This is a genomic window from Pseudoxanthomonas sp. LH2527, assembly GCF_022539275.1.
Lineage (GTDB): Bacteria > Pseudomonadota > Gammaproteobacteria > Xanthomonadales > Xanthomonadaceae > Pseudoxanthomonas_A.
In genome coordinates, this window is the sequence record NZ_JAKZBW010000004.1 from 20,475 (window position 1) to 41,843 (window position 21,369).

The following is a 21,369-nucleotide window of genomic DNA, read 5'->3' on the forward strand; positions in this document are numbered from 1 at the left end:
TGACAGCGCCGCGCATCGCTGGATACTGCGTCGTCCCCACGTGAGGCGGCGCGACCGACGCATCCTTCATGCTGCATGGCAACAGACCGCGCAGCGCGCAGGGCCGACATCCGCACCGCGCCGCGTCTCACCGTGGCGTTCCTCGCCTCCGGTTGACAGCATGGTGTAGCAACTGTATGACAGCGCTGTCAACCATCCCGCTCCGAGAGCGCCCGCGCAACACGCGGGATGCCATGCCGCGCCCACGAGGATCACGCCGATGCGCCACACGCCCCTGTTCGCCGCCGCCCTGCTGGGGTTGTCGATGATGAGCGGCGCACCGTCCGCGCAATCGGCCGACGCGTCCGCCACCGTCACCATCTACACCACGGCGCAGGACAGCACGCAGCGGCTGGCGCGGACCGGAACCGCCAGGCTGCAGGCGGGGCATGCACTGACCGAGGTGGAGAACTCGGTCTTCGTCGATCCGACAAGGAAATTCCAGGCGCTGCTCGGTATCGGCGGCGCGATAACCGACTCGACCGCCGAGGTCTACGCCAGCCTCTCGCCGGAAAAGCGGGCCGAGTTCATGCGCGCGTACTACGACACCCGGGACGGCATCGGTTACTCGCTCGCGCGCACCACCATCCACAGCTCCGACTTCAGCCCCGCCAGCTACACCTATATCGAAGAAGGCGACAAGGCGCTGGCGACGTTCTCCATCGACCACGACCGCCGTGCGCGCATCCCGATGATCAAGCAGGCCATCGCCGCCGCCGGTGGTGCGCTGCCGCTGTACGCCAGCCCGTGGAGCGCGCCCGCCTTCATGAAGACCAACAAGCACATGCTGCGCGGCGGCGCCCTGCTGCCGGAGTATCGCGACGCGTGGGCCAACTACTTCGTGAAGTTCATCCAGGCCTACGAGCAGGAAGGCATCCCGATCTGGGGCATTACCGTGCAGAACGAGCCGATGGCGAAGCAGACCTGGGAATCGATGCTGTACACGGCCGAAGAGGAGCGCGACTTCCTCAAGCTGCATCTCGGCCCGAACCTGCATGCCGCCGGTTACGCCGACAAGAAGATCATCGTGTGGGACCACAACCGCGACATGATGCTGTACCGCGCGCAGGTGATCCTGGGTGACCCGGAAGCGGCGAAGTATGCGTGGGGCCTGGGCTTCCACTGGTACGAAACCTGGGCCGGTTTCGACCCGATGTTCCGCAACGTGGCCGCGGTCACCGAGGCCTTCCCCGACAAGCCCGTGCTGCTGACCGAAGCGGCGGTGGAGAAGTTCGACCCCGCCCGCTACCAGCACTGGCCGAACGCGGAGCGCTACGGCACCTCGATGATCCACGACTTCAACAACGGCGCGGTCGGCTGGACCGACTGGAACATGCTGCTCGACCAGACCGGCGGCCCCAACCACGTGGGCAATTACTGCTTTGCGCCGTTGCACGCCGACACCCGCACCGGCGAGCTGATCTACACCCCCAGTTATTACTACATCGGCCACTTCTCGAAGTTCATCCGGCCGGAGGCGCGCCGCGTCAGCACCGCCACCAGCCGCAGCACGCTGCTGGCGACCGCCTTCGTCAATCCCGACGGACGGCTGGCCACGGTGGTGATGAATCCCACCGACGACGCGATCGACTACAACTTCTATGTCGGGCAGGCCTCGGCGGTGGTGACGATTCCCGCACGCGCCATCCAGACGCTGGTGCAGTAGGCATGCGCGGCGTACAGCGTTTCCTCCTGTCGCTGCTGGTCATGGCGACCGGCGCGGCACAGGCGAGCGAACCCTTTCCGTGGCCCGGCGGACGCAGGGCGGCAGTCAGCCTCGCGTACGACGATGCCATCCCCTCGCAGCTCGACCACGCCATCCCCGCCCTCGATCGCCACGGACTGAAGGGCAGCTTCTACCTGACACTGGCCTCCGACACGCTGCGCACGCGCCAGCGGGAATGGATCGCCGCCGCGCGCAACGGCCACGAGCTCGGCAACCACACGCTGTTCCACCAGTGCTCGGCGTCGCAGCCCGACCGCGCCTGGGTCGAGCCGCACCGCGACCTCGACACCACCACGGTGGCGCAGATGGTCGATCAGGTACGGCTGGCGAACACCATGCTGGCCGCGCTCGACGGCAGGAGCGAGCGCACGATGACCGTGCCCTGCGGCGATACGCAGGCACGCGACGGCAACTACATCGATGCCGTCGCCGCGGACTTCGTCGCGATCAAGCTCGGGCAAGGCGGCGTGATCGAGGACATGGCCGGGGTCCATCCCGCTGCGGTACCCGTCGATGTTCCCGTCGATGCCACGGGCGAACAGCTGATCGCACGCGTGGAGGAAGCGGCGCGCCGCGGCACGATGGTCAGCTTCACCTTCCATGGGATCGGTGGCGATTACCTGGCCGTCTCGAACGGGGCGCACGAGCAGCTATTGCGCCATCTCGCCGCACACCCCGACGTCTACTGGGTGGCGCCCTTCGTCGACATCATGCGGCACGTCAGATCCCACCAAAGCGCAACGCCAGCCTCGCGCCCATGACGGGCGCGGCGCGTCATCCGCCGCCGGCCCAGTGCCAGCGCACGCCGACGGTGAAGGTACGATCCGCACCCGGTTCGTAGTAGCGGCCATTGCCTTCGTTGACGATGACCGAGCCGATGTGGAAGCGGTCGAGCGCATTGTCGATGCGGGCGAATCCCTGCAACCGGCCATGGCCTGTCGCCCAGGCGCGCGCCACTTCCAGATTGAGCAGGCCGTAGCCGGGCGCACGCTCGCTGCCGGTGTCGTTGACGCTGACATCGCCCACGGCCAGCAGCTGCGCCGCGGCATGCCACTGTTCGCCCTGCCATCGCAGCCGTGCCGAGGCCTGCTGCCGTGCGACACCCGGGATGCGGGTGCCGGCGGCGACCTGCACGACGGGCGAGGTGCAGCCGCTCGCGGTGCAGATCGGGAAGTCGTCGCGGAACGTCGCATCCAGCCAGGTGTAGGCCAACTGCAGCTGCCATGCCGCCTGCAGCGGCAGCTCGGCCTGGATCTCCACGCCCTGCCGGCGTGCGGCGCCGACATTGCGGAAGCTGCTGCGGCCGCCGACGTTGCGCGCGACCGCGAGTTCGTCGTCCGTGTCGGCGCGGAACACCGCGGTTTCGACGCGCAGCCCCTGCTCGCCGCGCCACTTCATGCCCAGCTCGGCATTGCGCGTGGTCGCAGGCTTCAGGTCGAATGCCAGTCCGGCGCCGCCGTCGGCGCGATAACCGACCTCGTTGAACGTCGGCGTCTCGAAGCCGCCTCCGATCGAGGCGTACAGGCGCAGCGCGTCGGAGGGAGAGAACACCAGGCCGGCCACCGGCGTGGTGCGCGCGTACACCACCCGGCCGCTGTCGTCGGGATTGGTGGCGGTGACGTAGGCATCGTCGGAGCGGAAGCGCACGCGGCTGTGGCGGGCGCCGACCAGCAGCGACCACTGTGGCGCGAATCGCCACCACGCCTGCGCATACTGGTCCGCGTTCGCCACCTGGTTGCGCTCGTCCCGCCGCAGGTCGCCGCGTACGCCCAGGGCGGTGCCGACGAAGTTCTCGTAGCCGCGACGATGCTGGCGCTGGCGGTCGGCATTGACGCCTGCGCTCAGCTCGAATGGGCGCCCGGCGAGATCGCCGGTCCATGACCAGCGCAGGTCGGCACCGCCATAGTCGTTGTCCAGATCGATCACGCCGCCCGAATTGAGCGGATTGGCCTGCGCCGCGATCGGCAGCGACAGGTACTGCTCGACCTCGCGGCGACCGCCGTAGGCCATCGCGCGCAACCGGTGTCCGTCGGCAAACGGCCATGCGTAGATCGCGCCAAGCTGGTCCTGGCGCACGGATTTTCGCGTGTTGTATTGGGTGGCGACCGGCGACGCCTGGCGCGGGTCCTGCCAGGCCTGCGCGCGCGTCAGGCCCAGCGGATCCTGGGCGTCGGGCGCGTCGAAATGGTTGAGCAGCAGGTCCAGCGTGCCGGCACCGGGCTGCAGCCGCAGCTTCGCGTTGAGCGATTCGCGCCGCGCCGCACTGTGGTCTCGGTAACCGTGCGTGTCCAGCACCGACGCCGCCACGTTGTAGCTGACCGCATCACCGACACCCCGCAGGCGCGCGCCCAGCAGCCGGCTGTCGTGGCTGGCCACGCTGGCCTGCACGCGGGCTTCGTGCCCTTCCTCGGGGACCTCGCTCCACAGTTGGATCACGCCACCGGACGAATTGCCGTGCAGGGCCGAGAAAGGACCGCGCAGCACCTCCACGCGATCGGCGCCCAGCATGTTGAAGTGCGATACCTGGCCCTGCCCGTCCGGCATGGTGGCCGGCACGCCATCGGCGTACAGCCGCAGTCCGCGCACCCCGAAGGTCGAGCGCGCACCGAAGCCACGGATCGACAACTGCGTGTCCTGCGCGAGGTTCTGCCGTTCGCGCGCGAGCAGACCCGGGATGCCGTCCAGCACTTCCGACAACGCGGCTTGCGGCCGGGCGCCGCCATCGCCCAGCGAGACCACGTGGGTGGACGCGGGCGTATCGAAGGCGCTGACCACTTCCAGGCGGGTGGCAGTGACGACGACGCGGTCCAGCGTTTCCGCGGACGCGGCCGACTGCGCGCGGGCAGGCGTGACGAAGGGCGATGCGAGCAGCGAACCACCCAGCATCCAGCAGAACGAGGACTTCACAAGCGGGTATCGAATCGGCGGAGCGGCCGATGGTACAGGGTGCGGTGCTTCCCGCGGCACCGTCGCCGTCACGCAGAACGACGCCCCGCCGTCCGTGCGACCGCGTCAACCGCGACACCGCATGATCGCTACTTCGCCGGCTCGAAGAGCAGGTCCGGATAGTCGTAGCTGAAGTCCGCCAGCGGCGAGACCGCCTTCATCGTGATGCGGTCCACGCGGCCGTCGCCATCCAGCGCGAAGGTCATGTAGGCGGGCTCGATGGAGGCGTCGTCCCAGTCCACGCGGAACGTGTCGTACTGCCAGTGACGCAGCGTCCCGGCCATGTTCGGCGTCTGGCTGAAATCGACGCGCAGCGTGCCGCCCTGTTCGGCGACGCTGATCGGACCGTACCACGCGTCGCGGTAGGCGCCTGCGTAGCCGGTGACGGCCAGCGAGGGCCGTGATGCCGCGCGTGCGCCGGTCGACGCGCCCTTCAGCGCTTCCAGCCCGCCCGCCAGCCGCGCCTGGTTCCACGTCGAGAACGCGCCGACCCAGTCGCGCGACGCCAGGCCGAGATAGTGGTCCAGCAGTTCGTAGCCGAGCCCGCGCATCACCTCCACGTCTTCGGCGTTGATCTGCAGCGCAATTCCCAGATTGCGCTCGGGCACCAGCACCACGAAGGCGAGCACGCCGAACACCGCGCCGCCGTGCTGCACGACCTTGACGCCACGGTAGTCCTGCACGTTCCAGCCATAGCCATAGCCGGAGAACTGCGGCGTGATGTCGGTGATCGGCGCCGGATACGCACGGATCGGAATGGTCACCTGCGGCGTCCACATCGCGCGGGCCGACGCCTCGCTGTAGAGCCTCCCTTTGCCGTCGGGCAGTGCACCCAGCGCCAGTTGCACCTGCAGCCAGCGGGCGAAATCGTTCGCGCTCCAGGACAGGCCACCGGCCGGTGCGCCGACTTGGCCCAGGCCTTCGCGTTCGGGCAGCACCTGTTGCGCACCGAGTCCGCGCAAGCGCGGATCCAGGCGCGCATGCGGCTGCGCCCGATTGGGGTTGGCGAAGCGGTCCTTCTCGTCGCTGACTGCGGTCGTCATGCCGAGCGGCTGGAAGATGCGCGTGCGCACGAAGTCTTCCCACGGCTGTCCGCTGACCTGCGTGACCAGCTCACCGGCGACGATGTAGAGGATGTTGTCGTAGGCGTAGCCGCTGCGGAAGCTGGTCGCGGGTTTGATGTGCCGCAGCGCGCGTACGATGTCGGCGCGGCTGCGCGAGGTGCGCGGAATGAACAACAGGTCGCCGGCGCCCAGTCCCAGTCCGCTGCGGTGGAGCAGCAGGTCGCCGACGGTCATCTCGCGCGTGACCCAGGCGTCGTACATGCGGAAGTCGGGCAGATGGTCGATGACCTTGTCGTCCCACGCCAGCTTGCCGTCGTCGATCAGGATGGCCAGCGCCGCCGCGGTGACTGCCTTGCCGGTCGAGCCGGTAGGGAAGATCGTGTCCGCGTCGACCGGCTCCGTGCCGCCCAGCCGGCGCACGCCATAGCCCTTGGCATGCACGATCTGCCCATCCTTGACGATGGAAATGGCCATGCCGGGTACATCGCGCGACCGCATGGCCTGCTCGACGCGCGCATCGAAGCCGGCCGGCACCTGCGCTTGCGCTTGCGTTGCCAGGCCCGGCAGCACGGCGACCGCGGCCACCACCAGCAGCTTGAGGAACACGTTCATCGGCGATCTCCGGACAGGACGGGCGCAGGCGAAGCGCCGGATGCGGGGCGATGCCGCAGTCGCCAGACGCCGACCGTCAGCAGCGGCACGATGTAGACCACGAGGAACAGGTATGCCAAGCCGCGGTATCCCTGCGCGATCAGGTCCACCAGGCCGACACGGTCGGCAATGAAGATCGAGCCGACCAGCAGCACGGCGGCCACCGTCAGGCGCGCAGCACGGCCCATGCCGAAGCCACCGCGCGCGCGCCAGGCGTGCGCGATGCGCTCGTTGCAGGCGTGGATCACCGCCGTGCCGCTTTCCAGCAACGCGCTGAAGATCATCAGCTGGAACAGCAGGTGGAATACCGGCAGCTGCAACTGGCGCAGGATGAAGTCCGAGGGCAGCGCTTCGTCGCCGATCCGCGGATACCAGGCCAGCATGCAGAGGAAGAACAGCAGGCCCGGCAGCATCGCCAGCGGCCCCGACAGCACGCCGGCCACCACGGCATCGCGGCGGCTCAGGAAGTGCCGAACCAGCGGCAGCACCACCACCGCGCCGACGATGTTGTAGCCCGCATACGTCAACCCGCCCTGCAGCCAGCCGGTGGTCGGATGCGGGGTGGCCAGCGTGGCCAGCGCCGGCTCGCCGAACCTGGCCAGCACCAGCACCACGAACAGTGCGTAGGTGCCGTACAGCAGGATCGACACCCACTTGAACAAGGCCTCGACCGTTTCATTGCCGAAGGCGACGAAGCCGCCGATCGTCACCATCAGCAGCAACGTGCCGACCAGCGTGGGCCAGCCCAGCATCGCCGCGAAGATCTCGCCCGCGGCCGCGCCAAACACGGCCAGGATCAGCACCATGAAGACCAGGTAGGCCAGCTCGAACAGGAAGGCGAAGCGGCCCAGCAGCATGACGAAGAAGCGGCGGTAGTCGAAGCTGCGGGTCGCATGGGCGACGGCGAAGGTCAGCGCGCAGATCGCGCTCCAGCACAGCATCGCCACCATGATCGCCAGCAGGCCGCCCTGCGGACCGCTGGGGATGAAGTACTCGGCGAGTTCACGGCCGGTGGCGTACCCGCCGCCGATCACCGCCGCCTTGAACGCCAGTCCCGGCAGGATCCAGCGCTGGAAGCGCGTTGCCGGCATCGCCTCAGCCGGCCTGCCGGGCGAGGCAGGCGGCGACCAGCGCGGTGAACGTGTCGCCTCCCCGCACAGGATCGGCGACCGGCATGCCCAGCCGGTCGGCCAGCGCGTCGATCGCCTCGCGTGCGGCCTCCGCGTCCAGCATGCCGGTGTTGAGGCTGACGCCGCCGCAGCGGATCGCCGGATTGGTGCGTGCGCCGAGACGCAGTGCCAGCTCGATGGTTTCCTCGATGGACGGCAGCAGGTACTGCGGATAGCCGAGCACGCGCTCGCGGCCATGGGCGTGGCAGACGACGATCACGTCCGGCTGGCTGCCATGCAGCAGCGCCAGCGACACGCCCGCGTAGGCCGGATGCGACAGCGATCCCTGGCCTTCGATCACGTCCCAGTGCGACGGGTCCGCGTCCGGCGACAGCATTTCGGCCGCGCCTGCAGCGAAGTCGGCGACCACGGCATCCATCGGAATGCCCGCGCCGGCGATCAGGATGCCGGTCTGGCCGGTGGCGCGGAAATCGGCATCGATCCCGCGCGCGCGGAATGCGCGGGCCAGGGCCAGCGCCGTGTACTTCTTGCCGAGCGCGCAATCGGTGCCGACCGTCAGCAGGCGATGTCCGCTGCGCTTGGCGCCGGTGGCCACCGGGATCTCCGCCGGCGGCTCGCGCACGTCGATCAGGCGACGGCCCAGCGCGCGCGCCGCGTTGCGCAGCGGCTCGATGCCCGACAGCCGCATGTGCATGCCGCCGATCAGGTCCAGCCCGGCTTCCAGCGCCTGCACCAGCAGCGGAATCCATGCCGGCGGAATGCGTCCGCCAGGATTGGCCACGCCGATCACCATGGCCCGCGCACCCGCCTGGCGCGCCTGCGCCGGCGAGAGAAACGGCAGGCCGGCGCTGACCCGTGCCGTGTCGCAGGCGAATTCGCCGACGCAGCGCTCGCGCGCCCAGTCGCGCAGGCCGAACGCGGTCTTGGCATAGCCCGGCTCGACGGTGTCGCCGAGGAACAGCAGGTACGGTTGCGGAAGCGCGTCGACGTCGGACGACGCCGGAAGAGCGGTCTGCATGTGCGGGGTCCGGAGCGCGGAAAGAGCGGACGCCATCCGCGGGAAGCGGATGGCGCGCGGTCAGAAGCGGACGTCGAGTTCCAGCCCGAAGGTCCGCGGCTGGATCGGCACGCCGGTCACATGCGACCTCGTGCCCGACAACGCGCCGTCCATCGGTGCCAGCGTCGACCACGCCTGCTCGCCGGTGACGTTGTTGGCGTACAGGCGCAGCTCCCAGTTGTCCTTGCCGATGCCGGCGTACAGGTCCAGCGCGTGGTAGCTGTCCAGTTCCAGCGGCACCGCGATGTCGTCCGGCGCCAGCAGCGTGTCCGGATCGCCTGGCGCGGTGACACGCTGGCGCTCGGTGGTGTCGTTGAGGCGGTCGTCGGCCCAGCGCAGCGCACCCCCCACCTGTCCGTTGAGGCCGCCCACGGAGAAGGCGTACTCGGCCGTCCCGGTCCACGACAGCTTCGGCGTGTACGGCATGCGGTCGCCGGCAAGGCCGGTCCACAGGATCACGTCGAACAAGGGGTTGCCGTCCACGTCGTACTGCGGGATCACCGTCGGCTCGAAATCGTTCTTGATGCTCGCGTCGGTGTACGCGGCGTTGAAGCCCAGCGTCAGGTTATCGGTGGCGCGGAACAGCGACGACAGCTCCAAGCCCTCGCTGGTCGCCTTGCCGCCGTTGACCAGGCCGCCGACGCCGTTGAACGACGACGCCACCTGGATGTCCTCCCAGTCGATCCGGAACGCGGACACGTCGAGGGTCACGCGACGATCGGCGAACTGCGACTTCATGCCGATCTCGTAGCTGTCGAGCATCGAGGAATCCACCTGCGGCGGCACCCCGGCCAGCGCGACGTTCGGACCGCCCGGCTGGTAGCCGGTGGCGACGCGCGCGTACAGCATGACGTTCTCGGACAGCTTGAACTGCGGGCTCAGGCTCCAGGTGAACACGTCCTCGCTGGAGTCGCCCGGCGATTCGCCGATGGGCGCCAGGATGCCGGTCGGCACGTTCTGGCTGAACCACTGGTCGTTGCGCGCCTGGCGCAGGCCGGCGTCGATCTTGAAGCGCTCGCCGAACCGCCACGAGCCGTTGGCGAACAGCGCGTACTCCTTGTACGTGCTGGGCAGGTTGATGATCGCCAGCGTGCCATACGCGCTATCCAACGGCGCCGGCAAGGGCGAACCGTCGCGCAGGCCCAGCCAGGCGAACTGGCTCTGCAGCGCGTCTTCCTTGGTGTAGAACGCGCCGACCATCCACTCGAAGGTGCCGCCGCCCTTGGATTGCAGGCGGAACTCCTGCGTGACCTTGTCCAGGTCGAAGCTGTAGCGCACGAACGAGCTGCCTGGCTCCGGCAATCCCAGCAGCAGGTTGGCCACTTCGCCGAACTGCACGGTCGAATCGATCTGGTCGACGGTGTCGGTCTGCGACCAGCCGGTCGCCGAAATGAAGTTGCCCCAGCCCAGGTCCCAGTCCAGGCTCAGCGATGCCAGCGTCAGGTCCTTGGAGAACGGACGCGGCTGCCAGGCCAGGTCGTCGTCCTCGCCGAACAGCGGGTCCAGCGTGTCTCCGTCGAGCGCCTCGCCGGCGCGGTCGTCGCTGCGGATGCGCTGGTGCAGCACCGACAGGCCCAGGTCGAACGCCTCGCCATCCCACGACAGCGCCGTGCGCGCACCGATCTGCTCGCCCTTGTTGATGTCCTCGCGGCCGTCCACTGCGTTGTCGGTGAAGCCGGCGATGCCGTTGCGCGCAAAGCTCATGCGCAGGCCCAGGCGATCCTCCTTCAGCGGCAGGCTGGCGCCGAAGCGGGCATTCCACGCATGGCCTCCGTCCTGCACGGAACGCAGGCCGAAGCCGACGCGCGCCTCTTCGCCGAACATGTCCGGCGCACGGGTGACGTACTTCAGCAGGCCGCCGACCGCGCCGGCGCCGTACAGCGTGCCCTGCGGGCCGCGCAGCACTTCGACGCGGCTGATGTCGTACGGCAGCAGGTCGAGCATCAGCGTGCTCGCGCCCTGGTAGATGCCGCTGGAGCCGACCGGCACGTCGTCGATGTAGGTGGACACCGTCGCACCCGAGGACAGCGCCGCGATGCCGCGCAGCGACACGCGGGTCAGGCCCGGGCTGCCGTCGTTCTGCACCTGCAGGCCGGGGATGTAGGCGGCGTAGTCGGACAGCGACACTGCGCCGATGTTCTCCAACTGCCGCTCGCCGATCACGCTGATCGAGGCGGCGACATCGCGGATGTTCTCCACGCGCTTGTTGGCGGTCACCACCACCGTATCGAGGTTGGTGGCGGACGCCTCGTCGGCCGGTTCGGCCTGCTGCGCCAGCGCGGGTGCGGCGCAGCAGGCCAGTGCGCCTGCGATCGCCAGGGAGAGTTGCTTGCGGTACCACGGCCGTGCGGACTGGGACTGGTTCATGCCTGCGCTCCCGGGCGACGTTGGAAAGGAGGGATGGGGCGCCGGCATCGACCCGGCGCGCGAGGACTATCCTGATTGGCGATAATGATCCCAATCAGAGAATTGTCAACACATTTGGAAAATTTTCGGCCGCAGCCTAATCCGCCGCCGGCACCCAGCCCGGGCCGCGCACCACGCGGCCCGGCGTGGCGCCGGTGTGTTCGCCCGCACGCAGCACCTGCACGCCGTTGACGAAGACCTCGCTGACGCCGCTGGCGTACTGCTGCGGGCGGTCGTAGGTGGCGTGGTCGGTGATGGTGGCCGGGTCGAAGACGACGATGTCGGCATGGCAGCCGACCCGCAGGCAGCCGCGGTCGGTGAGTTTCCAGTTCGCCGCCGGCAATCCGGTCAGGCGGTGGATGCCCTCTTCCAGCGGCATCAGCTTGCGGTCGCGCACGTAGTTGCCGAGGAAGCGCGCGACATTGCCGTAGGCGCGCGGATGCGTGCTGGATTTCAGGAACACGCCCTCCGGCGCCGACGACTCGGCGTCCGAGCCCAGGCTGACCCACGGCTGCTTCAGGCCGAGCTCGATGTTCTCTTCGCTCATCAGGAAGTAGGCGGTGCCGATGCGGTGGTTGTCCTCGATGATCAGGTCGATGGCGGTGTCTTCCGGCGACGTGCCGCGTTCGCGCGCGATGGCCGCCAGCGTCTTGCCGCCCAGCGGCTTCAGCGCCTCGCTCTTGAATTCGATCAGCAGCAGCCGCTCGTCCGAGCCGGCGAGCAGGCGCAGGTTCTCCCACGGCGCATGCGGGTCGCGCATCTCGGCGATGACACGCGCACGCGTGGCGGGGTCCTTGAGGCGCTGGATCATCGCGTCATGGCCGCCGGCCTGCACCCACGGCGGCAGGCTGGCGGTCAGGCCGGTGGCACCGGCGGTGTAGACGTACATGTCGGCGCTGACCTGCAGGCCTTCGGCGCGCGCCGCAGCGATCCGGTCGATCGCCTGCTGCATCTTCGGCCAGTTCTTCTCCCCGGCCGCCTTCAGGTGGTAAGCCTCGGCGCGCTGGCCGGTGGCACGTGCGATCGAGATGGTTTCATCGATGGCCTCGAGGAAGCGGTCGGCCTCGCTGCGCATGTGCGAGACGTAGCCGCCGCCGGATTCGCCCGCCGCCTGCGCCAGCGCGATCAGTTCCGGCGTCTCGGCGAACGCCGCAGGTGGATAGATCAGCGAGCTGCCCACGCCCAGCGCACCTTCGCGCATCGCCTGCCGCACCACGTCCTGCATGCGCGCCAGCTGTGCCGGCGTGGGGTCCACGTCGTCCTCGCCCAGTTCGTGGATGCGGACCGTGGTCGCGCCGATGAAGGACGCCACGTTCGGCGTGACCCCGCGCTGCTGCAGGTGTTCCAGATAGCCGCCCAGCGTGGTCCAGGGAATGTCGTAGCGGATGTCGCCCTGCTGCTTCAGTGCATCGGCCTTCATGCGCGGATTGACCGGCCCCATCGACCAGCCTTCGCCGAAGATCTCCAGCGTCACGCCCTGCTTGGTATCGCTGACGCCGCGGCCGTCGGCGATCAGCGATTCGGTGGCCCAGCTCAGCACGTTGATGAAGCCCGGCGACACCGCCCTGCCCTTCGCATCGAGCACCTGCGCCGCCTCGGCCTGCTGCCCGGCGGGCAGCAGTGCCACGATGCGGTCGCCGCGCACGGCCACGTCGACGCGCTTCGGCGCGCTGCCGCTGCCGTCGTAGACCACGCCGTTGCGGATCAGCAGGTCGTAGCGCGGCGCGTCGGCGGCGAGGGCCGGCGCACTGCCGCAGGCGGCGAGCGCCCCCGCGAGAACGGCAACCATCACGGAAACAGGCAGTCGATGCATCGTTGTCCTCCAGTCGATTCCAGGTAGCGCGAGCGAGCGACCATGGCGCCCGCCGTCACGGTCAATGCCGGATGCGACCCCTCTCAAGGTCCCAGCACCTCGAACAGGCCGATCCCCACGAAGTTCCCCAATGCATAACCCAGCACCCCGGTCGCCACCGCGGGTACCGCCAACTTGCGCCAGCCGAACAGCACGGCATAGGCGATCGAGATCGGCGGCCCCCCGATACAGGCCGTGGACGCGATGATGATCTCGCCATAGTTGAGCTTGAACAGCCGCGCGGCGACCAGGATGAAGACCACATGCGTGGCGAAGATGATCAACACGTAGCCGAACAGCGACGGCGCCGCGCCGAGCATCGCGCTGATGTCCGCACCCGCACCGAGCAGGGCGAAGAACAGGTACATGAACAGCGTGGCGGCCAGCTCGGGTCCTGCGATCGACTTCAGCCAGCGCCGCCCCAGCGTCGCGATCCCGACCATCAGCAGCGTGATGTAAAGGATCGCGTAGCTCGCCTGCCCCAGCGCGGCGGCGATCGCATTGCCGGCCGCGCAGGCCAGCGATGCCAGACCCAGTGCCAGGGCAAGATCGATGACCGTCGGGATGCGCTGGGTCTCGTCGGTCCCGACCACGGTATCGACCAGCGTGTCGGCGCGCCATGCGAAGCGGCGGGTGAAGATCGTCCACGATGCCGCCGCACCCGCCATCACCAGATAGGACAGGCCGATCACGTTGTCGATCGCCACGCCCGCCGCCAGCGCGGTGGGGTCGCGGAAGCCGATGGCTTCGGCGACGGCGGCGAAGTTGATCGAACCCCCGACATAGGTCGCGCTGAACACGGCCGCGTACTGCGCGCCAAACGGGCCCAGGTCCAGCAGTTGCGCGCCCAGCCACGCCCCGACCACCACGCCGACCGCGCCGAACAGGAACGCCACCAGCGTGCGTCCGCCTTCCACCACGATGCTGAAGAGATCGGCGCGCAGCAGGAACAGCGCGATCGCCAGCGGGACGAGATAGGTCCAGATCAGGTCGTAGGTGGGCGCCGAAGCCGGGATGATGTCGAAGTGCGACAACACGATCGCGAGGGCGATGACGAACATCACCCCGGAGACGCGCCGCCCGATCTTCGTCTTCTCCAGCGATGCGCCGATCACCGCGATCGCGAAGAACACCGCGAGCAGCGCGAACGCGTTGTCGGCGGGGATCAGCGAGGTGGCGGGCGCCGGGATCATGCCGACGCCGATGCGCCCCAGACCGCATCGGGACAGTCGATGTGGCCGTCGGCGTAGACCACGCCTGGCGTCCGGTCCTGTTTCAGGAAGATCGGACCATCGAGATCGACCACGTCGCAGAACTGCCCCAGAACGAAGGCCGGCGCGGCCGCCAGGCTGGTGCCGCACATGTTGCCCACCATCACCTGCTTGCCGAGTTCGCGTGCGCGGCGCGCCATCATCAGCCCTTCGGTCAGGCCACCGCACTTGTCGAGCTTGATGTTGATGACATCGAAGCGGTGGTGGCGCGCCTCCAGTTCGGCGAGATCGAGGATGCTTTCGTCGGCGGCGAACGGCAGCGCGCGCTCGATACCGTCCAGCTCGTCTTCGCGACCGCGCACGCAGGGTTGTTCCAGCAGCGACACGCGCGCCTGCACCAGCGCGGGCAGCAGGTCCGGCAACGTCGCGCCGCCGTAGCCCTGGTTGGCGTCGACGCCGATCCAGGCCTCCACGCAGCGCGCCCGCACCGCCTGCACGCGCGCGGCGTCGAGCGCCGCATCGCCGGTGAGTTTCAGCTTCAAGGCCCGCGCCTGCTTCGGGCCCTGCACGTAGGCGGCGGCGCGATCGGCCATCACGCCGGGATCGTCGGCGCCCACGGTGAACGTGGTCAGCAGCGGGCGCACGCCGTCGAGCCCGGCCAGTTGCCACACCGGCGTGCCGGTCCGCTGCGCCTCCAGTTCCCACAGCGCGGCATCGAGCGCATTGCGGGCGCCGCCGGGCGGCAGCAGATCGCGCAGCGAAGCGCGGTCGAGGCCGGCTTCGATGCGCGGACGCAGGGCTTCCAGCGTGACGATCATCGTGTCCGGATGATCGTCGTTGTAGTAAACGCCGGCCGCTTCGCCGCGACCGACGCGATCGCCCTCGCGCAGCGTGACCACCGTGGCCGGCATCGCCTCGAACACGTGCCCGGCGATGCGGAACGGCGCCGACATCGGCAGGGGTTCGTTGTGCAGTTCCAGTCGAAGGGACACGCCAGCCTCGTGCAGGCAGAAGGACACGGGAGCGGCCGGCGACAGAGGCCGCCGGCCGCCGGGGATCAGTAGTTCGCGCCGAAGCCGATGACGTGGTGGGCGATGCCGATCCACAGCAGGAACAGGCAGGCCAGCGCCAGCAGCACCGCCCACAGCTTGGCCAGCCACTTGCGGCGCCCGCGCAGCACATGCCACGCGTTCCAGACCGCGATGGCGGCGCCCAGCGGCAGCGCCACGGTGGCGAACAGGCGCATCGCGATGATCAGGCCGTCGGTGTCCGGGCTGGTCATCTCCAGCTTGCTCAGCATGCCGACCACCAGCCCCAGCGCCGCCGACGTCGCCAGCAGCGACAGCAGCGCGCCGATCCGCACCAGCCGGTGCGCGCGCGCATCGATCCCGCTCAACGCATAGCGCACGCCGTAGTAGCGCCGCACCAGCGCCGACACCGGCCATGCGATCACCGTCAGCAGCAGGATCGCCAGGCTGGCGACCACCAGCGGCATCGACAGCGCGCGCCAGGCCGACAGCCGTTCGAACACCATGATCGGCGCGTACGGCTCCATGCTGAAACGGGTGACCTTGCCGTCGACGACATCGGCGGCCAGGCGATCGGTGCTGGTGGTGTCCTGCCACAGGTAGGGCGCGACTTCGCGCCACTTCTTCGGCACGCCGTTCGGCCCCATCGCGGCGGTCACGCTGATGGTGCCGTCCTCGTTGGCGACGATCTTGACCGGCCCCAGCAGGTTGGCCAGCGAGACGAAATTGCTGTCCGGACGGCGGCTGCTGGTGTACGTGCCGGCGAGCTGTTCCGCATGCAGCGCGGCGTCCTCCTTCGACACGCCCGCCGCCTTCGCCGGCGTGCCGGGCAGGTAACGGTCGGCGAAGCCACGCGACAGCGCATAGCGGATGTGCCCGGTGGCGCCATCGCGGCCCGAACTGTTCATCGACACGAACACGCCGACGCCGTCATCGAGGAACAGCTGCAGGTCGCTGTGGAACCACTGGGTGTCGCCGCCGTGCGAAATGGCGCGATGCCCGTTCACCGAGGTCTCGTAGAAGCCGAGCATCATCCGGTTCAACGGGCCGACCGAGGCCTGCCCGGTGCCGTGCATCTTCTGCGCGGTGGCGGCATCGAGGATGCGCGCGTCGCCGAACGCACCGTCCTGCAGGTGGGCGATCATGAACTTCGCCATGTCGGTGCCGGTGGCGGCTAGGCTGCCGGCCGGCGCCAGGCTGATGAATTCGTACTCCTTGGCCTCGCCTTCCGACGCCTTCGCATAGCCCTTCGACATGCCGGCGAGCAGCGCCGGTGGCAGCGGCTGGCGGAAGCTGGAACGGGTCATGCCGAGCGGCTTGAAGATGTGCGCGTCGAGGTAATCGTCGAAGGACTGGCCCGAGACGCGTTCGACGATGTAACCGGCCAGCGCGGTGGCGTAGTTCGAGTACGCGGGCGTGGCGCCGGGCACGTGGATGCGTTCCGGCGTCCAGTGCTTCAGCGCATCGCCGAGCGGCGTGATCTCGTCCTGTTGCGCGGTGATCAGCCCGCGGATCTGCTCTTCCATGCCGGTGGTGTGCGTCATCACCTGGCGCAGCGTCACCGGCTTGCCGTCGCGTTCGGGCAGCTTGAAGTCGAGGTACTGGTTGACGTCGGCGTCCAGGTCCAGCTTGCCCTGCCCGACCAGCTGCATCACCGCCGTCCAGGTGAACAGCTTGGACACCGAGCCGGGGCGGAACAGGGTGGCGTCGGGATCGACCGGCGTGCGTGTGGCCAGGTCGGCATAGCCGTAGCCCTTCTGCACCAGCACCTGGCCATCCTTCACCACCACCACGACCGCACCGGCGATATCGCCGTTGGCCAGCGCATACGGCATGAAGCCATCGAGCCAGGCGCCCACGTCCTCGCGGGTGAGTGCCGGCGTGCCGGCAGGCGTGGCGGGCACGTCGCTCGCGGCCGGCGCGGTGGCGGCAGGCGTTGCGGGAATCGGCGCGGGTGGCACGGCGGCCGGCGACACCGCGGCGTCCTGCGCCAGCAGCGGCACGGCCACCAGCGCGGTCAACACGGCGCCGCACAGGATCTGGTGAATCGAACGCATCGAGTGATCTCCCGACTGAGGCGATGGAACGGATGGCCGGCCACGCCTGCGGCATGGCTGGCGGATATATCCTGATTCGGCGATAATGATCCCAATCAGAGAATTGTCAACCCGTGCCGAAAGTCGGGGGCGGGCCCTCGTTGAGCCGGCTGCCCTTTCCACTGACCATGGCGGAAGGCGATCATGCCGCCATGCTGGATACGCCAGCAGAAGTGCACGGGTCCCAGGAGATCCCGCAAGGATGACGTCACAACACCCCACCATCGGCGGACTGCTGCGCTCGCTGCGCGCGCGCAAGGGATGGACGCTCAAGCAGATGAGCGAGCATGCCGGCATTCCGCTTTCGACCCTGTCCAAGGTCGAGCACGATCGCCTGACGCTGACCTACGACAAGCTGCTGCAGCTGGCGCAGCGGCTGCAGCTGCGCATGTCGGAGCTGTTCGCCGAAGACGTGGAGACGGTGGAGCCGCCGGTGACCGCGCGCCGCAGCATCGGCCGCATCGAGGACGCGATCCGCGTCACCACGCCCAACTACGATTACTACTACCTGTGCCCCGAGTTGCGGCGCAAGCGCATGATCCCGGTGCTCACCCGCGTGCGCGCCAAGACCATCGAGGAGTTCGGCGCACTGGTCCACCACTCCGGCGAGGAATACATCCACGTGCTCGAAGGCCGGATGGAAGTGCATACCGAGTTCTACGACCCGATCGTGCTGGAGACCGGCCAGTCGGTCTACATCGACTCCAACATGGGCCACGCCTACATCGCCGCCGAAGGCTGCGACGAGGTGCTGCTGCTCGGCGTCTGTTCGAGCTCGGACGAACAGCTGATGGAATCGCTGCTGACCCTGCACGGCGAAGAAAGCCTCGCCCAGCAGGGCAAGGCGAAACGGCTCACGCCGCCGGCGGCGACGCCGGCGAAAACCCCGCGGAAGAAGCCGGCGCCGAAGCCGAAGGGCTGACGCCAGCGCCGTCATCTTCGCTTCTCCCTCCCGCGGCGACGGCCCTCAATGCGTCGCGGCCAGGCGCTGGGCGTAGGCCTGTACCTGCCCGCGGATGTTGGCCCACAACGACCGTTGCCAGGCGAAGGCGAGCAGCATCGCGACCATGAAGCCGAAGGCCAGCCCGGGTAGCGTGAAAACGAAAATCCCGGCCGCCAGGTCCACCGCCGCGCCGGCGGCCGCCACCGCAAGACCCCAGCATGCTGCCTTGAGCAGCGAGAGCCGCGAGGCGATGCCCTGTGCCTGCCGGGTATCGACGGCCACGTCGTGCGTGTCCATGTTCACCACCGCGACCGCCACGCCCAGGCGCGACCGCGTGTCGCCGCCATAGACGATGGCGACGCGGTTGCCGGACCTGACGGCGAGCGGAAGATCGACGAAGCGCTCCTGCAGTTCCCGGCCGTCGTCGGTCCTGACGAACAGCGCCAGATGATCCGTGGTGCTGACCGTCGTGGTCGTCGATGGCGCCCGCGACTGGTAGCTGTCGGGATGGACGTAGCCGTTGTCGGTGGTCGTGGTGACGTGCGTCCTGGTGTGGCGCTGGACGTCGATCACCCGCCCGCTCGTCGCGAACAGATGCAGGTCGTCGATCGAGGCGATCCTGGTCAACGTGGTGGCAGTGCGTCGCCGGCGGCGTCGGGCGCCTGCGATCAGCAGCGCGAGGATCGTCAGCGGCACCAGCAACAGGAACAGGATGCCGCCGGCGACGAGGCGACGCGTCATGGCCTCCTTCCGTGCCACCGCAAGCCGCACGTCGGCCGCGCGTTGTTCTGCCTCGCGCTGCTGCACGGCCCTGGCCTTGGCTTCGGCCAGGCGCTTTGCAGGCGAGTGCGCGACGAGGTCCTCCTGGTACTTCGCCGGAAAGTAGCGCTCCGCGACCTGCCGGACCTCGGCGAAATCGTGTTGCTGCCGGCTTTCGGCCTCCATGAAATTCACCCGCGCACAGATGCGCTTGGCGACCTGCTCGTCGATCGTGCGGCCGACGCACTCGGGTTGCGCCGCGGGCCAGTGGCCGCCGCGGACGGCGGCGTACGCCTGCAGATACCGGTCACGCAACTCTCTGGCGCGGGCGGGTGCGCGATGCTCGAAGCTTTTCGGACCGTACTTGCCGCCCCAGGAGGCTTCCAGCACGCCGGCCAGCAGCAGGTAACGGCCGGCGGTGCGTCCATCGATCTCTCCCGGCGGGCTGTCGCGGTAGGCCGCTTCCACGTCGGCCCGCACCTGCCCTGCCGAGGGGTAGTAGCGCAGGCTGGCCTGGTCGGGCCCGGCGGCCCACGCCTGGCCGACGGCCAGAAAAAGCAGAAGGGAAAGGACGACCGGCATGCGCGAGGACACGCCGCACTCCACAGACGCTTTCATCCCGGTCACCGCGGCACGTAGCCCACAGCGCCATCGGCATACAGCACGATCTGGTCCCAGACGCGGCCGGCATGTTCGACCACGCCGCTGCGACGGTAGCGCACGCCCGGCGGCAGGGTTTCCTGCACGTGCGCTTCCATGTCCGGGAACTCCCGCACCTGCACGGTCGCCGGCGCCTGCCATTGCCCGCCCTGCGGCTTGACGCGGTAATCCAGCATCGCCATCCGCGCCATCAGCGGGTCGTGCACGTAGGCCTTGCGCTTGTCCAGGCCCCACGGCGCGACTTCGATCCAGCCGGTCGTGCCGACGATGCCGCTGACCGGCACCAGGAAATCCTTGTCCAGGTCGTCGATGGGCGGTGCCTGCGGCGACGGTGCCGCGCGGAAGATCATCGGCATGTCGTTGCGGTGCGCCCACTTGGACAGGTTGCGGCTGCGCAGCAGCGACGGCGGCTGTGCCGACAGGGCGATGCCGGCCGGCACCAGCGAAGCGGCGCGCGGCTCGTTCAGCACCTCGGCAGACAGCGCGGCGAGATTGCGCGGATTGCCGGCGACCACCTTGACGCTCTTGCCGCTGCGGTAGACCAGCGTGGGGAATGCGAAGGTCTTGGAGCGGTCGTAAGGCCGCAACTGGTAGGTGATGCTGTCCATCACGCCGTGGTTGTAGACCAGGCCGCGCTGCGCACTGGCATCGCCCGCGCGCGACGCGCGGCCGCTGAACGCGCCGGCGACGCTGGCACTGTCGCGTCCCGCCACCACCGACCCAGCCGCGCTGCCCGCCACCGGGATCCAGCGCAGCTGCACGTTGCCGGCCAGCGCGCGGGTATCGTCGAACAGGCGCTTGCTCCACGCGCAATCCGTGCTGTAGACCACGTACACGGCCTTGGAGGCCGGCTTGCCGTCGGCCGCCCAGATCGCGTTTTCCACGGCATCCATCAGCCGTGCCGCATCGTCGGCTTTGGTGACGACGACCTGCCGGCCGCGGTCCACGGCAAGGCCGGGTTGCGGCAGCACGAGCAGCAGCGACAGCGCCATCAGGCACCGCGCCAGCCGCATCGCCCGCCTTGCAGACATGCCCTGTGCTGACAAAGAGGGTGTGGTACGTCGATACACGATGCTTGCCGTCATGGCCTTGTCCCCTGTGATTGAAGATGGCGGCAGCGGACCCCGCGTCCGCTGCCGGATCGCAGTGCACGCCTTACTTGCGGCGGATGTCCTGCAGCGCTTCGTTGATCTTGAACAGCACGATCATGATTTCGCAGTAGATGCGCGCCATCAGGGCGGACAGCACCGCCAGGATCGGGGCGGCCACGATCATGCCGAAGCCCGCGAATCCCGAGTAACGCATCAGGCCGAAGCCCTTGACCATCAGGACCAGTCCCGAGACGGCGGCGCCGGCCAGCAGGATCCAGTAGATGAAGGTGATGATCTTGGGCGTCACCATCGCGTCGAAGTACAGCCAGTCCCGCATCGTCGTTTCTCCTCGTTGGATTGCAGGGTGTGCCGCGCCATGTGCGCGGCAGGGTGTCCGCATGGCCTCAGTCGGCCACGCGGCGGTAGGTCACGCCCATCGGGCCGGACAGCGTGTCGGCGTCAACGCGCGTGAGCACCAGCGTCGCGCCGTCGACATCGGGATGACGCAGGCGGATGCGGTCGCCTTCCAGGTCGTAGCGCATCTGCCGCTCCACGCCGCCGAGCTGCGACGACTGCACCACCGCGTCGCCACGCTCGAAGCGCAGCCGCGTCAGTCCCATCGAGTCCTCGTAGGTGCCGCTCATCCCGCCGCCGCATGCCGTCAGCAACAGCGCCAGGGAGACGGTCATCACGGCGGGCCGCACGGCCAT

General features: G+C 68.8%; 16 protein-coding genes. 3 read left to right on the forward strand and 13 right to left on the reverse strand.

Annotated elements, in window-relative coordinates; all coding sequences use genetic code 11:
* Nucleotides 1-304: 304 nt before the first annotated feature.
* The gene (locus tag MMG85_RS03655) at nt 305-1,705 is read left to right on the forward strand and encodes a glycoside hydrolase family 30 protein (RefSeq protein ID WP_241044896.1); all 1,401 of its coding nucleotides are present in this window, start codon (nt 305-307) and stop codon (nt 1,703-1,705) included.
* Nucleotides 1,706-1,707: 2 nt separating this feature from the next.
* Nucleotides 1,708-2,526 carry a polysaccharide deacetylase family protein gene (locus MMG85_RS03660; protein ID WP_241044789.1) on the forward strand — a complete coding sequence of 273 codons (819 nt, stop codon included), beginning with the start codon at nt 1,708-1,710 and terminating at the stop codon, nt 2,524-2,526.
* 13 nt (nt 2,527-2,539) lie between these two features.
* Here MMG85_RS03660 and MMG85_RS03665 read toward each other — a convergent pair whose 3' ends face one another.
* The 9 genes from MMG85_RS03665 to MMG85_RS03705 all read right to left on the reverse strand — a co-directional run bounded on the left by MMG85_RS03665 (nt 2,540) and on the right by MMG85_RS03705 (nt 17,167).
* Nucleotides 2,540-4,651: a TonB-dependent receptor gene (locus MMG85_RS03665; protein ID WP_241044897.1), complete on the reverse strand. Its 2,112-nt coding sequence runs from the start codon at nt 4,649-4,651 to the stop codon at nt 2,540-2,542.
* A gap of 149 nt (nt 4,652-4,800) precedes the next feature.
* Entirely contained in the window at nt 4,801-6,387 is a 1,587-nt protein-coding gene (locus tag MMG85_RS03670; RefSeq protein ID WP_241044790.1) for a serine hydrolase, read from the reverse strand.
* Nucleotides 6,384-7,517: a hypothetical protein gene (locus MMG85_RS03675; RefSeq protein ID WP_241044791.1), complete on the reverse strand. Its 1,134-nt coding sequence runs from the start codon at nt 7,515-7,517 to the stop codon at nt 6,384-6,386. The genes MMG85_RS03670 and MMG85_RS03675 overlap by 4 nt, the downstream gene beginning before the upstream one ends.
* Nucleotides 7,518-7,521: 4 nt before the next feature.
* Nucleotides 7,522-8,574 carry a DUF1611 domain-containing protein gene (locus tag MMG85_RS03680; RefSeq protein ID WP_241044792.1) on the reverse strand — a complete coding sequence of 351 codons (1,053 nt, stop codon included), beginning with the start codon at nt 8,572-8,574 and terminating at the stop codon, nt 7,522-7,524.
* Between the two features lie 60 nt (nt 8,575-8,634).
* Nucleotides 8,635-10,980, reverse strand: coding sequence for a TonB-dependent receptor (locus MMG85_RS03685; RefSeq protein WP_241044793.1), 2,346 nt, complete (start codon nt 10,978-10,980; stop codon nt 8,635-8,637).
* Between the two features lie 136 nt (nt 10,981-11,116).
* Nucleotides 11,117-12,808, reverse strand: a complete 1,692-nt coding sequence (locus tag MMG85_RS03690; RefSeq protein ID WP_241044794.1) for an amidohydrolase family protein — start codon at nt 12,806-12,808, stop codon at nt 11,117-11,119.
* A gap of 107 nt (nt 12,809-12,915) precedes the next feature.
* Nucleotides 12,916-14,064: a DUF819 family protein gene (locus MMG85_RS03695; protein ID WP_241044795.1), complete on the reverse strand. Its 1,149-nt coding sequence runs from the start codon at nt 14,062-14,064 to the stop codon at nt 12,916-12,918.
* Nucleotides 14,061-15,074: a dipeptide epimerase gene (locus tag MMG85_RS03700; RefSeq protein ID WP_241044796.1), complete on the reverse strand. Its 1,014-nt coding sequence runs from the start codon at nt 15,072-15,074 to the stop codon at nt 14,061-14,063. Before MMG85_RS03700 ends, MMG85_RS03695 begins: the two co-directional genes overlap by 4 nt.
* 65 nt (nt 15,075-15,139) lie before the next feature.
* Complete coding sequence (locus MMG85_RS03705) at nt 15,140-17,167, reverse strand: beta-lactamase family protein (RefSeq protein WP_241044797.1); 2,028 nt, start codon at nt 17,165-17,167, stop codon at nt 15,140-15,142.
* A 241-nt stretch (nt 17,168-17,408) separates the two neighbouring features.
* Here MMG85_RS03705 and MMG85_RS03710 point away from each other — a divergent pair, with 241 nt between their 5' ends.
* On the forward strand, nt 17,409-18,128 hold the full coding sequence (locus MMG85_RS03710; protein WP_241044798.1) for an XRE family transcriptional regulator: 720 nt from the start codon (nt 17,409-17,411) through the stop codon (nt 18,126-18,128).
* A 45-nt stretch (nt 18,129-18,173) separates the two neighbouring features.
* On the opposite strand, the gene MMG85_RS03715 is transcribed toward MMG85_RS03710, so the two are convergent.
* The 4 genes from MMG85_RS03715 to MMG85_RS03730 all read right to left on the reverse strand — a co-directional run bounded on the left by MMG85_RS03715 (nt 18,174) and on the right by MMG85_RS03730 (nt 21,369).
* Nucleotides 18,174-19,502 carry a hypothetical protein gene (locus tag MMG85_RS03715; RefSeq protein WP_241044799.1) on the reverse strand — a complete coding sequence of 443 codons (1,329 nt, stop codon included), beginning with the start codon at nt 19,500-19,502 and terminating at the stop codon, nt 18,174-18,176.
* 29 nt (nt 19,503-19,531) lie between these two features.
* Entirely contained in the window at nt 19,532-20,599 is a 1,068-nt protein-coding gene (locus tag MMG85_RS03720) for a hypothetical protein (protein WP_241044800.1), read from the reverse strand.
* 124 nt (nt 20,600-20,723) lie between these two features.
* The gene (locus MMG85_RS03725) at nt 20,724-20,996 is read right to left on the reverse strand and encodes a DUF4282 domain-containing protein (protein ID WP_142126226.1); all 273 of its coding nucleotides are present in this window, start codon (nt 20,994-20,996) and stop codon (nt 20,724-20,726) included.
* A 67-nt stretch (nt 20,997-21,063) separates the two neighbouring features.
* Nucleotides 21,064-21,369, reverse strand: coding sequence for a hypothetical protein (locus tag MMG85_RS03730; RefSeq protein ID WP_241044801.1), 306 nt, complete (start codon nt 21,367-21,369; stop codon nt 21,064-21,066).